Origin of the sequence: Desulfobulbus propionicus DSM 2032 (genome assembly GCF_000186885.1) — a bacterium.
GTDB classification, from domain to species: Bacteria; Desulfobacterota; Desulfobulbia; order Desulfobulbales; family Desulfobulbaceae; genus Desulfobulbus; species Desulfobulbus propionicus.
The window spans coordinates 1,979,931-1,992,363 of sequence record NC_014972.1 but is presented as its reverse complement, the minus strand read 5'-3'; the positions used below and the strand labels follow the sequence as shown (position 1 = coordinate 1,992,363).

The window sequence follows — 12,433 nt, the reverse complement described above, 5'->3', positions numbered from 1 at the left end:
GTCGCCATGAATCGCGGTGCTGACTGCGTCGAGCACCTTGCCTGGCGCCTTGCGCCAGAACAAGGTACTCGACCGGACACCGCACACCGATCATTCAAACTTCGTTTGCCTGATCGGCGCACGGCGCCGGTCAGCACCGCGATTATACGGCACAGTGCCGTCCTTCTCCGCGTCGGTTTAATTCAGCATGGATTTGCTCGTAGTGAAACTCAACACCGGAAACCTTCTCCGTTTCTTCCTCGTCGGTATCCATCCACAAATCCCATTCGTGTTTCAGTTGCTCAGTGCTGGCGTGTTGCACGTTGCGCTTCGGCATTTGAATTACTTCGCCCATCTCAATCTCCGTGTTCCGTATAACATTACGGTCAAGGCCGACCGCCCTAATCGGGCGTCGGCTTACCTTCAGTGTTAGGAGTCTCAATGAAAATCATGGCTTTCGGTATAGGTATATTAACAGCATTCATTACGATGAATGCTGTTGCTGAAATTATGACTGAAGAACAGGAAAAAGCATATGAGCAACAGAAAAAGCAACGAAAGAAAGAAGCATTCGTCAAAGCTCCTGATGTAATAGCCAGCTACGCAAACTCAATTGGATGCATTTTTAACTTAAACCCAGAAAATATTGTTGAATTCCCAGAGGGAGGAAATAGATTATTTGCGGTTTTTTCAATAGATGTTGGGTGTTCTGGAGGCTCTAATATGAGCAGGCCTGTATTTGTTGAATTAGAATTAAGCATCGCGAGCATGCAATATTACATCAATTTTGAGCATTCCGGCCCAAGCCAAACACCGATGTCGATTCCGCAAACTGTGGAAAAGATTTACGTTAAGGATGAAAAACTGTGGTATTCAGCTTTAGAGCATGATTGGAACAAGGACGGAATATGTTGTCCTTCTGTTCCAGTCACGGCCGAGCTTAAATTTGAAAATGGAATGTGGATTGGTGTGCCAGTAGATTTACCCGGCAACAAAAAAACTAGGAACTAAATCCGATAATTCCTAACATTCAATCAACCGGACCGGAATGAAGCGCGGCTTTTCAAGGTTAACGTGTTCCACCGGCGGCCGGTTATCTTTTCAGGTTCAAAAAATAAGAGCAACGCTCCCGTTTCAACTGAAACAGTTTTCAAAAGCTCCTCAAGATACCCCATCCAGAAGCTCAGACCCTGCCCCAATGCCGTTGACTTAAGCCGAGCGGCGTCCCCATTTCCCGTAACTCCGCTTGGAAATCCGGGGAAATGAGCGGCCCATTCGTTTTTTGTATCGCTGCCAGCTGATTTCAGCGAGGCAGAGTTCCAGCCAGTGCTGGCAGTCTTCGAGCGTTTGGCTGACCAGCAGTTTATCCATAATTCGAAGCGAGGCTGGTGGCTTCTTCAACGGCTTGCTTGAAGAGGCCACTGAAAACATCGAAGGGCACTTTTTTCCGTGCTCGCAAAAAGGCTGCCTTGTCCGGTGGAGTGAGGCCCTTTTCCTGAGCGAGGCCGGTGTCGCTGAAGAACCGGTTGATTATTTCCTGGTAGCCGAAACGCTTTCCGGGCCTGACCATGTTGAGGAGCAGAGCCAGGGTGATGGCCAGCGGCAATTTGCGGTTTCGGGTGAACTCCTTGCCATTAAAGGAGGCATCGACATCTTGCCTGCTTTGAGGAAGAAAACGGGAAATGAACTCCAGTGAATAAGATGTTTCGCTTTTGCTGTTATCACAGCAAGTGTGGCACACAATTTTCATTGCCAAAAGTCTCCGTTGTTAAATTTTCATCGAGATATTAAACAGTTGCAATGACAATACCACCAATGGCGCAATAAATAAACTATAATTTCAGTCGGTTACTAAAGTCTTAGCCTGACAGGCCTTAAGTCAACGGCATTGCACCGCAAGAGGGAGTTGTCAGTCCCTTGCTCGCAAATTTGTTTCTACATTACGCCTTCGACAAATGGATGGGGCGAGCCTTTCCAACCATTCCATTTGAACGATATGCCGATGATGTGGTTTGTCATTGCATGAGTGAATCCCAAGCAAAAAGGCTGTGGGGGGCGCTGGATCAACGCCTGAAGGCATGCCAGTTGGAGTTGCATCCAGAGAAGACAAAGATTGTCTTTTGCAAAGAGAGCAAGAGACGAGGGAACTACCCAAATCACAAGTTCGATTTCCTGGGGTATACATTCAGGCCACGGGTCGCAATGAGCAAAGCTGGGAATTTCTTTGTCGGGTTCTTGCCCGCCATGAGCAATAAAGCTGCCAAGTCAATACGCGACGAAATGCGGAGTTGGCGGATCTACAATCGTACTGACAAATCCCTGAAAGACTTTTCTCGAATGTTCAATCCCAAGCTGCGAGGCTGGATCAACTATTATGCGAATTTCTACAAATCAGAAATGTTCTAGGTGTTTCACCACTTGAATCGTATGATGGTGAAGTGGCTCATGAGGAAGTTTAAGAATATGAGAGGGCGGCAACGGCAAGCAACGCACTGGTTAGGTCGTTTAGCAATTCGTCAACCCCAGCTGTTTGCCCACTGGCAACTCCTGGGTATGCGTCCTCCGGTTGGACAATAGGAGCCGGATGAGCTGAGAGGTTCACGTCCGGATCTGTGAGGGCCTAGGGGTGAGATTCCCCTGGGCTACTCGACTGTTAAACTCTAACCCATGCCGCAGGCATGACAAAATCGTGAGCAACTCGGATATTCTGCACAAAATTGCAAACTCCCCTGAAGGCCTTGATACCGTTGCATTCCAAGGAATGTGCCATTAACGTTTCATTTCCATTGAGATAGCGCACCTTCATCTTTTTTTCATAATCATGGTGTGGGAGTTGCTTAGGCGTTCTACACACGGAACCGCCTAACCTCTCAAATTTTCGTTAAAAACGAGAATCATGATTAACAGCATCACCTCCGCTCCTTCTATCGTTGAGAGCACATCGCAACAATTCCTTGACCACTTACCTTTTGCTGCTATGCAATGTGATCATCAAGGGCGCATCTTGACGTGTAATGCATCGTTTCAGCGCACTTTTGGTTATAGTGATTTGAATCGATTCATCGGGGACAGCCTGGAGAACATTCTCCTCCCACTCAAGCCTTATCCACCGAGCGCTCGTCGCTGGAGGCGTTGGCCAGTGATACAATCCGTGCCCGTGCATTGCCTCCGGGCTGATGGCATCTATGTGGAAACTAGGGCCTCGTTTCATCCGCAAGGGAGCGACGGGCAGCCGGGCGTGTTCATTCTATTTGGCGGCAACGAGCTGGTCGCAGCCAAGCAGGACGAACAGAAGCGGCTGGAGCGCTATCGGAGCCTGTTCAACAACAGCCTGGAGGGCATCTTCCTCACCACCCCGGATGGACGGTATCTCGATGTCAACCCGACCCTGGCCCGAATTTACGGGTTCTCAACCCCGCACGAACTGATCAATCATTTCCGCGACATCAAACACCAGTTGTATGTCACCCCGAACCGGCGCGACGAATTCGTGCTCACCCTGGCCCGTGATAACAAGGTGATCGGTTTTGAATCCCAGGTGCGCAAACGCAACGGCGAGGTGATCTGGATTTCTGAAAACGCGCGGGCCGTCTACGATGAGCGCGGCAATATCAGCTATTACGAGGGCACGGTGATGGATATCACCGCCCGCAAGGAGGCGGAGCTGGAGTTGGAAGTCCAGCGCGCCTATTTTTCCCAGCTCTTTGCCAACTCGCCGCAGGCCATCGTCATCATCGATACCCAACGCAACGTCGTCAACTGCAACCATGGGTTTGAACAACTGTTCGGTTACCGAGCGGTGGATATCATCGGTTTTGGCATGCGCGCGTTGATCGTGCCTGAAGAGTTACTGGTGGAGTGTGAAAAACTGCGTAACGCCATCCTCGATGGTGAAACCGTGCAGTGCGAAACCCAGCGCCGCCATCGTAATGGCACGCTCATCCCTGTCGATATGATTGGTTTTCCCATCCGGGTTGGCCAGTCGATCAATGGCATCATCTATATCTATCAGGATATCTCCGAGCGCAAATCGTTCGAGGACCAGATCACCCACCAGGCCTTTCACGATGCCCTCACTGGCCTGCCCAATCGCACCCTTTTCGGTGAGCGATTGCAGCGTGCCCTGGAGCGTTCCCGGCGGCGGCCGGAGCTGTACTACGCGGTGTTGATGATTGATCTCAACAAGTTCAAGGCCATCAACGACAGCTTGGGGCATCCGGCCGGGGATCAGTTGCTCATCGAGGTGGCCAAGCGGCTGTCGGTCTGTGTGCGCAGCGTGGATACGGTGGCCCGTCTCGGCGGCGACGAATTCGCCATTATCCTCGAGGAGTTCACCGCCCGCAAGGAACTGCTCAAGGCCGCCCGCCGCATGCATTCCATCCTCTGTGAACCCTTCTCGCTCTACGGCAACGACATCACCCCCGGTGCCTCTATCGGTATTGTCCCCAAAATCGCCGACTATACTTCGGCCGAAGAGATACTGCGCGATGCCGACATCGCCATGTATCGGGCCAAGCAACAGGGCAAGGGTATTGTGCTCTTTGATAAACGGATGCACCAGGAGTTGGTCGAGTCGATCAGCCTGGAGGCGGAGCTGCGCGAGGTGCTGGCCCATGACGGGCTCATCCTGCATTACCAGCCGATTGTTTCGGTGCTTGATGAGTGCTTGCAGGGATTTGAGGCCCTGGTGCGCTGGAACCACCCGCTGCGCGGCATGGTGCCGCCGGATCGCTTCATTCCCCTGGCCGAGGAAAACGGGCTGATCGTTGATCTCGGGAAGTGGGTCATTGCCGAAGCCTGCCGTGCCCTCAAATCCTGGCAGCAAAGCATCGATGGCACGGCAGGGCTGACCATGAGCGTCAACGTTTCCTGCCGCCAGCTCACCAAGCCCGGCCTGGTCGAGCACGTTACTGAAGTGCTGGAACACAATCAACTCAATCCCCGCTGCCTCAAAATAGAGGTGACTGAGTCGGTGCTTATGCACGATGTCGACCGTGCCATCAACGAGCTGAACCGGTTGCGGGCATTGGGGGTGCAGATTGCCATCGACGATTTTGGCACCGGTTACTCGTCGCTGGCCTATCTGCGACGCATGCCCATTGATCATCTCAAAATTGACCGTTCCTTTATCAGTGGGGTGGAGGAGGGGATTAAGGAAAACGACCAGATCGTCCGTTCGATCATCAGCTTGGCGCGCAGTCTGGGGTTGGGCGTCGTTGCCGAGGGCGTGGAAAGCCGCGAGCAACTCGAATGGCTGCGCCAGCTGAACTGTGATCGGGCGCAGGGCTTTATGTTCTCCCGGCCGGTGGATAACGCCAAAGCCCAGGAACTCATTCGTAAATTTACCGCGTTCAACCATTAAGGAGCTGCCATGTTTTCCTTGTTCTCCAACAAGCTGTTTCTCCAGCGCCAACAGCATCTGAGCGCCATCAGGGAAGAGCTGGCCGGGCGTTGGGATCTGAGTCGCACCTTCACCTTGCCCGGCGAGGGGGAAGGCAATGTACTTATCGAGCTGATCAACCGCATCTTCAGCCGCCTGCATCTCTTCGTGGTCGAGCTCACCAAGGGCAATGTGGCCACCGCCACCGTGGCGCCTCTGACTCAGGCCATTGCTGGCCAGGTGCGCCGTTCATCGGAATCCCTGGCCCGTGAGGTGGAGCAGATCGAGGCGACCTGTCGCAGCCTCGCAACGGACATCGGCACCTCGGCCGACAGTGCCGGCCAGGCCCTGGAGCAATCCGCGGTGATCGTTGACGCCATTGACCAGACCTCGCAGCTCACCGGTCAGGCCCTGCAACGGATGCAGTCCATGGAGCAGGAGGTGGCGCGGTTGAGTGTGGCCATTGGCGAACTGGACCAACGCTCACGAAGTATTGGCACCATCATCGAATCCATCTCCGATATTGCCGATCACACCGGGTTGTTATCGCTCAATGCCTTCATCGAGGCGGCTCGTGCAAAGGAGCACGGCGCCGGATTTGGGGTGATTGCCCAGGAGATTCGTCAACTCTCCCAGGAATCGGCCAGGTCGGCCCAGGAGGTCAAGGCGTTGCTCCTGGATATCAGTGCATTGATTCAACAGACGGTCACGGCGGTTGACCGGGTGCAAGAAGAGGTGGTCACAGGGCTGGAGGGGAATCGGATGGCTTCTGCCTCTCTTGATCAGGTGAGCGCGAAGCACCGGCAGTTCCACCACCATCTGACCTCGGTGATTGGGGCGGTGAGCTCGCAGAAACAGGCGGTGGGGCAACTTGCCGGCGATCTGGCCACCATTGCCACCATTGGCCAGGAGGGCCGCAAAGACAGTGTGCGGCTGGCGGAGTTGGCTGATCGCATCAAACAGTTGACCGACCAGCAACTCCAGGCAACGGGTATCTTTATCCTGCCGCAATACCGCAAGGCGGAGCAGGCGGTGCTGGCCTTGGCGGCGTTGCCGGCTATTTGTCAGCTGGGAGTGGACACCGATCAGACCTTAGAGCAGGGCATGCTCCCTCTTGGCTATCTGGAGTTGGTCTACCTCACCGATACCAACGGCCTGCAAATCTCCAGCAATGTGTTGCGCAGCGGCCAGGCCATCACACGCGATGCCACCGCCCGGGGCAAGGACTGGAGCCGTCGGGACTGGTTCCGCAAGGTGCGGGAAACCGGGCGGCCCTATATATCGGAACTCTATAAATCAGCAGCCACCGACACCTTTTGTCTCACTATCGCGGTACCGGTCTATCGGGGCGAGGCCTGGGTGGGCGTGCTCGGTGCGGATATCAATTTCGAGCATCTGTTGACCATCTGATGGCCCCACTTCGGAGGGCAGAAGGCCTGTCAATGGGTTGCGGCAACGATTCGGTGTGATATTGGTCCGCTTTTGTAGTGAGGGGCGCACCCCTGAGGCAACAATCTACTATCCGGTACCATTGCAGGTAATTCCTGTTCCAAGGGCAGAGGATGAGGCTTAACCCTACCTTACACTTGATGCCTTACTTCGCTCGGCGCAAGTGAAGGACCTGTTACGAGTCAATATTGCTCCTGTTTTATCGCAATTTTTTCAACAGATATATCGGATGATTTCCAACCGGGGCGTTTCCTGATTAAAGAGCAACGCTCCCGTTTAACTGAAACAGTTCTCAAAAGCTCCTCAAGATACCCCATCCAGAAGCTCACACCCTGCCCTGTCCATAGCCGTTTGTTGTTCCCGCCTCCACGACTGTAGCATATCCTTCATTCGGATGAACAGTCTGTTATTCCGTATTTTTTCGTTTTTTTTTCTGTCATCGGTTCGTTTTCGCGGCAGATTAAGTGAAGCAAATGCTTCATGTCGTGCGTCACATTGAAGGTTCTTGTATTTTTTAACTGTAATTTCATAGATTTAAAAAAAATATCCAAACTGGCGCGTCCTGTGCTTTACCTCTTTTTTGAATAATGCGGCAGGAGGGCTCGTCTCATTCTCTCGATGTACCCGTGCCCCATCCCCAACCATGCAAGCAAAGGAGAACACCATGCGAGAAGCAGTCATAGTCAGCGCTGTCCGGACCCCCTTGGGCAGTTTTAACGGCACCTTGGCCAATATGGGCGCTACCAAGCTCGGCGGCCTGATCATCGAGGAGGCCATCCGTCGGGCCGGGATTGCCAAGGAGGCGGTCAACGAGGCCATCATGGGCATGGTCCTGCCCTGCGGCTACGGCCAGAATCCGGCCAAGCAGGCGGCCATTCAGGCCGGACTTCCCTGGGAGGTTGAAGCCATCACGGTTAACAAGGTGTGCGGTTCCGGCCTCAAGGCGGTGATGCTGGCGGCCCAGGCGGTGCAGACCGGCGATGCCGACGTGGTGGTGGCCGGCGGCATGGAGAACATGTCCATGGCCCCTTATTACCTGAGCAAGGCTCGCTTCGGTTATCGCATGGGCGATGCCGCCATGCACGACCACATGGTCCACGACGGGTTGTGGGACATCGTCAACGACTTCCACATGGGCATCTCCAATGAACTCTGCTCCGAGCGCTACCAGGTCAGCCGTGAGGACCAGGACCGCTACGCCGCCGAATCCTACCGCCGCACCCTAGCCGCCCAGGCCGCCGGCAAGTTCGACGACGAGATCATGGCGGTCGAGATTCCCCAGCGTAAGGGCGACCCCAAGGTGTTCTGGCAGGACGAATGCCCCCAGGAGACCAGCTATGAGCAGTTATCGAAAATGAAGCCCGCCTTCAAGCAGGGCGGCGTCACCACCGCCGGCAACGCCTCGATCATCAGCGACGGCGCGGCCGCGGTGGTGGTGATGAGCCGGGAAAAGGCTGAGGCCCTGGGGTGCACCATCATGGCCACCATCGGCGCCCAGGCCTCCTACGGCATCGACATGAAGTACGTGCTGGTGGCCCCGATCTGGGCCGTGCCCAAGTGCCTGGACAAGGAAGGCATCGGCAAGGACGACATCGACCTCTACGAGATCAACGAGGCCTTCAGCGGTTCGACCGTGGCCGCCCTGAAGACCCTGCAACTCGATCCGGCCAAGGTCAACGTCAACGGCGGCAGCGTGGCCCTGGGGCATCCCATTGGCGCCAGCGGTTGCCGGCTGTTGGTGACCCTGCTGCACGAGATGGTCCGCCAGAATAAGAAGCGCGGCCTGGTGTCGCTCTGCCTCGGTGGCGGCGAGGCCGTGGCCATGATCGTCAAGCGGTAGCGCGACCCAAAAACGGCCACGCGGCCAGGAACAAGGAAACAACCTGAGGAGGACGTGATTCAGGCACGACCCGGGCAAGGGCGGATGCACTCCATCCGCCCGCCGGTTTAAGGAGAGACAGTTCAACACATTCAAGGAGAGGAGGAACGCAGTATGGCAGTGGGAGCATTAAAACCAAGGTGGGGCCAGCCCCTGACCGGCATCATCTCGTTACTTGTTTTTTCCGTTATCGCCCTGATCACCTGGTACATCTTCAGTGATCCGCGCGGCCCGATCGGATGGTTTCCCTACCCCTTTGTCATGTACCTGGCCATGATGATCCTGGTCGGTCTGTGGCAGCACATGTTTCTTGGCGACTGGCCCTTCCAGAACCTCGGCCAACCCCTGCGCGGCATCGTCGAGACCGTGGTCAACCTGGTCATCGTCTGGTTCGTCATCGACATCCTCTTCTACCGCGTGCTCGGCATCGGCTTCAACTTCCTCAGCTACTACGGCCTGGAAGCCGCCAACCTGGCCGGCAAACTGCCCAAGGTGGCCGAGCCTGGGGCCACCGGCAAACTGGCGCAGGTGGCGGTGGTCTGTTTCGTGCTCATCGGTTTCTACACCTACCCGGTGTTCACCATCTTTTTCGGCAAATGGCCGGTAGCTCCCTCGGACCTCAAACAGCCGAACAAGGGGCTGGCCGAGATCGGCGTGGCCACCACCCTGACCCTGTTTTGCTACGCGGTGCTGATCGCGCCGTTTTTTGGTCTGCTCTTTCCCGGCGCGGCCCTCAATCCGCCGTGGTGGGGCGGCGTCGGCGGCACCCAGCATGTCCACTGGGTGTTCGGCTGGTGGGAATGGGCCATCGTCATCCTGTTCATGACGCCCAATGTCTGGCGGATGAAACCGTGGAGCGCCATCACCCTGCCCCAGCCATGGAAAGGCCTCGTCTCCATGCTCATCTCCTTTGTCGCTGCCTACGGCATCGCCCTGCTCTGCCGCGAGTTGATTCCCCTCTGGGTGCCGGCCGAAACCCTCCATCACCTGGAAGCGGCCAAGGGCGCCTCGGAAGTGCAGCGTTTTTTCTGGATCCATTCGGCGGAGATCGCCGGTTTCACCCTCATCCCCTTTCTCATCTGGCACCACTATTTCGATGACATGGCGCCGGGAAACAATCCGGACAGCTGGGGCGGGTTCTTCTTCCGCACCGCCGGCGTCTGCCTGTTCGCCGCTGTGCTTTACTGGATTTTCTACTACGGCAACTTCGGTCATTGGGCCCTGGGCAACCACCACATGACCGAGTTGGCCGAACGGTTCTCCCATGGCGAATCGCTGGTGTGGAATTTCTGGTGGATCATTCCCCTGCTGTGGAACGAGTGGTTTTTCCACAAGTGGCCTTTCTATGTCCATGAGCATTGAGATGGCGTTGGCGGCACGGGAACGAATCGCATCGAGCGAGAGATGATTGGAGGATCTCCCCATGGTCGAGAAAAACGGATGATGCGGCAAGGATTGTTGGGGGACGATTTGCCGCAACAACTGTCCAGAACAACCGTCCACTCGACCAAGGGGAGAAATCCTCGTCCCGCCTGAGGAGCAAGCGGGACATGACCATGATTCACGAAACACGGAGCATTTGATTGATCAACTACAACAAGGAGCAACGATGAATTTAGACCTCAGTGAAGAACAAAAACTGATTCAGGACACGGCCCGTGACTTTGCCAAGGCCGAACTCGAACCGGTGGCCGCCAAGCTGGATGCGGAAAAAGACCGCCCCACCCTGCTGGCCAACCTGAAAAAACTGGCCGAACTGGGTTTCATGGGCCTCAACGTCAAGGAGGAGTACGGCGGCTCCGAGGCCGGCGTGGTTTCCTTCAGCGTCGCCATGACCGAGATTGCCCGCGCCTGCGCCTCCACCGCGGTCACGGTGTCGGTCAACAACATGGTCTGCGAGGTCATCCAGGCCATCGGCAGCGAGGAACAGAAAAGCAAGTATATCCCCAAGATCTGTTCGGGTGAATATGCCGCCGGCAGCTTCGGCCTGACCGAGAACTGCGCCGGTTCCGATCCGTCGGGCATGTGTACCACCGCCACCAAGGATGGCGATTCCTACGTGCTCAACGGCTCCAAGATCTTCATCACCAGCGCCCCCTACGCCGGGGTGTTCGTGGTCTGGGCGGTGACTGACAAGGAAGCCCCGCGCGGCAAGGGCATCAGCTGCTTTTTGATCGAGGCCGGAACCCCGGGCCTGACCATCGGCAAGGAAGAGCACAAGATGGGCCAGCATGCCTCGGCCACCAACGAGCTGATCTTTGACAACTGCCGCGTGCCCGCCAGCGCCATGATGGGCAAGCCCAACGACGGCTTCCGCATCGCCGTGGCCGAATTGGCCGGCGGCCGCATCGGCATCGGTTCACTCGGTCTGGGCATTGGCCTGGCGGCCATGGATTATGCCGCCAAATACGCCAACGAACGTCAGCAGTTCTGCCAGAAAATAAGCAATTTCCAGGCGATTCAATGGATGATCGCCGATTCCTACACCGAACTGGAAGCCGCTCGGCTGCTGTTGATGAACGCCGCCTTCCGCAAGGAGCAGGGCCGCCCCTTTGCCAAGGAGGCCTCCATGGCCAAGATGTATGCCACCGAGAGCGCCAACCGGGCCTGCTACAACGCCTTGCAGATGCTCGGCGGCTACGGCTACACCAAGGATTTTCCCATTGAGCGCTATGCCCGCGACGCCCGCATCACCACCATCTACGAAGGCACCAGTGAAATCCAGCGGCTGATCATCTCCCGCGAGATCCTGCGTGGACTGTCGGCCTGAACCCCAAGGAGAACCCCATGAGCACCAATAAACGCATCACCCTGCAGCAGGCGGCCGAAATCGTCAAGAACGGCTCCAGCCTGACCTTTTCCGGCTTCACCATCTGGCGGCGGCCCTTTGCCATCGTTTATGAACTGATCCGCCAGCAGCGGCGCGGCCTGCACCTGATCGAGGTCAACGGCGGCCCGCAGACCGAGTTCCTGGTCGGCGCCGGCTGCGTCGACATCTGGGAGTCCTGCTGGGTCGGTCATGAGCTGTACGGCAAGTACGGCGCCAACCTGTCGCGCAAGGTCGGCACCAAGGAGATCATCGTCGAGGACTACAGCCACGCCGAGATGATGTTCCGTTTCGCCGCCGCCGCCCAAGGCGCGCCCTACGCGGTCACCCAGACCTCGCTCGGCACCGACATCCACAATCCCGAGTTCGACATGCTCGGCCGGGCCGGCAAGCGCGACGGCAAGCGCATCGCCAAGCAAAAATACATCTTTGCCGACGACCCCTTCTTCGATGCCGGTCCGCAGGTGCTGATTCCGGCGGTCAAGATCGATGTCGCCATCCTCTGCGTGCAGCAGGTGGGCGAGGAGGGCACGGTACGGGTGGCCGGTCAGTTGTATTCCGACCCCGAGGCCTGCCGTGCCGCCGACATCACCATCGTCATGGCCGAGGAGATCGTGCCCGAGGAGTATCTGCGCCGCAACGCCGATCACAACACCATCCCCACCTTTGAGGTCGACTACATCCTGGAGTGCCCCTTCGGCGCCCATCCCACCGGCATGTTCGGCAAGTACGACGTCGACGGCGCCTTCCTCAAGGATTTCTACGGCAAGACCCGCACCCAGGAAGGGTTCGACGCCTTTGCCAAGGAGTGGATTTACGGTCTTGATCACATCGCCTACCTGGAAAAACTCGGCTGGCCGCGCATGCTGAACCTGCGCGCCAACACCGCCCTCAACTACAAACCCCGCAAATAGAAGGG

At 56.5% G+C, this 12,433-nt stretch carries 10 protein-coding genes; 8 read left to right on the top strand and 2 right to left on the bottom strand.

The annotated features are described in order from the left end of the window. Positions 1 to 142: 142 nt before the first annotated feature. Positions 143 to 334, bottom strand: a complete 192-nt coding sequence (locus DESPR_RS08620; protein WP_015724417.1) for a hypothetical protein — start codon at positions 332 to 334, stop codon at positions 143 to 145. A gap of 86 nt (positions 335 to 420) precedes the next feature. Between DESPR_RS08620 and DESPR_RS08615 the strand changes: the two genes are divergently transcribed. Next, positions 421 to 990: a hypothetical protein gene (locus DESPR_RS08615; RefSeq protein ID WP_043769888.1), complete on the top strand. Its 570-nt coding sequence runs from the start codon at positions 421 to 423 to the stop codon at positions 988 to 990. Between the two features lie 352 nt (positions 991 to 1,342). Here DESPR_RS08615 and DESPR_RS08610 read toward each other — a convergent pair whose 3' ends face one another. Next, a complete protein-coding gene (locus DESPR_RS08610) occupies positions 1,343 to 1,735 on the bottom strand; it encodes a hypothetical protein (protein WP_169701572.1) in 393 nt (130 codons plus the stop codon). 131 nt (positions 1,736 to 1,866) lie between these two features. On the opposite strand from DESPR_RS08610, the gene DESPR_RS08605 reads away from it, so the two are divergent. The 7 genes from DESPR_RS08605 to DESPR_RS08575 all read left to right on the top strand — a co-directional run bounded on the left by DESPR_RS08605 (position 1,867) and on the right by DESPR_RS08575 (position 12,428). Further along, positions 1,867 to 2,385: a reverse transcriptase domain-containing protein gene (locus DESPR_RS08605; protein WP_272867051.1), complete on the top strand. Its 519-nt coding sequence runs from the start codon at positions 1,867 to 1,869 to the stop codon at positions 2,383 to 2,385. Positions 2,386 to 2,875: 490 nt separating this feature from the next. Continuing rightward, positions 2,876 to 5,341: an EAL domain-containing protein gene (locus DESPR_RS08600; RefSeq protein ID WP_052302082.1), complete on the top strand. Its 2,466-nt coding sequence runs from the start codon at positions 2,876 to 2,878 to the stop codon at positions 5,339 to 5,341. A gap of 9 nt (positions 5,342 to 5,350) precedes the next feature. Further along, the gene (locus DESPR_RS08595; RefSeq protein ID WP_015724415.1) at positions 5,351 to 6,769 is read left to right on the top strand and encodes a methyl-accepting chemotaxis protein; all 1,419 of its coding nucleotides are present in this window, start codon (positions 5,351 to 5,353) and stop codon (positions 6,767 to 6,769) included. A gap of 703 nt (positions 6,770 to 7,472) precedes the next feature. Continuing rightward, positions 7,473 to 8,648 carry an acetyl-CoA C-acetyltransferase gene (locus DESPR_RS08590; RefSeq protein WP_015724414.1) on the top strand — a complete coding sequence of 392 codons (1,176 nt, stop codon included), beginning with the start codon at positions 7,473 to 7,475 and terminating at the stop codon, positions 8,646 to 8,648. A 153-nt stretch (positions 8,649 to 8,801) separates the two neighbouring features. After that, the gene (locus DESPR_RS08585) at positions 8,802 to 10,049 is read left to right on the top strand and encodes a hypothetical protein (RefSeq protein WP_015724413.1); all 1,248 of its coding nucleotides are present in this window, start codon (positions 8,802 to 8,804) and stop codon (positions 10,047 to 10,049) included. 247 nt (positions 10,050 to 10,296) lie between these two features. Further along, positions 10,297 to 11,457: an acyl-CoA dehydrogenase family protein gene (locus tag DESPR_RS08580; protein ID WP_015724412.1), complete on the top strand. Its 1,161-nt coding sequence runs from the start codon at positions 10,297 to 10,299 to the stop codon at positions 11,455 to 11,457. A gap of 17 nt (positions 11,458 to 11,474) precedes the next feature. Beyond that, positions 11,475 to 12,428: a CoA transferase subunit A gene (locus DESPR_RS08575; protein WP_015724411.1), complete on the top strand. Its 954-nt coding sequence runs from the start codon at positions 11,475 to 11,477 to the stop codon at positions 12,426 to 12,428. The last annotated feature ends 5 nt before the right edge of the window (positions 12,429 to 12,433 follow it).

What these genes read in the sequence shown, in the direction of transcription:
- DESPR_RS08620 (WP_015724417.1), bottom strand. Translation starts at nt 334, where the DNA reads ATGGGCGAAGTAATTCAAATGCCGAAGCGCAACGTGCAACACGCCAGC.
- DESPR_RS08615 (WP_043769888.1), top strand. Translation starts at nt 421, where the DNA reads ATGAAAATCATGGCTTTCGGTATAGGTATATTAACAGCATTCATTACG.
- DESPR_RS08600 (WP_052302082.1), top strand. Translation starts at nt 2,876, where the DNA reads ATGATTAACAGCATCACCTCCGCTCCTTCTATCGTTGAGAGCACATCG.
- DESPR_RS08595 (WP_015724415.1), top strand. Translation starts at nt 5,351, where the DNA reads ATGTTTTCCTTGTTCTCCAACAAGCTGTTTCTCCAGCGCCAACAGCAT.
- DESPR_RS08590 (WP_015724414.1), top strand. Translation starts at nt 7,473, where the DNA reads ATGCGAGAAGCAGTCATAGTCAGCGCTGTCCGGACCCCCTTGGGCAGT.
- DESPR_RS08585 (WP_015724413.1), top strand. Translation starts at nt 8,802, where the DNA reads ATGGCAGTGGGAGCATTAAAACCAAGGTGGGGCCAGCCCCTGACCGGC.
- DESPR_RS08580 (WP_015724412.1), top strand. Translation starts at nt 10,297, where the DNA reads ATGAATTTAGACCTCAGTGAAGAACAAAAACTGATTCAGGACACGGCC.
- DESPR_RS08575 (WP_015724411.1), top strand. Translation starts at nt 11,475, where the DNA reads ATGAGCACCAATAAACGCATCACCCTGCAGCAGGCGGCCGAAATCGTC.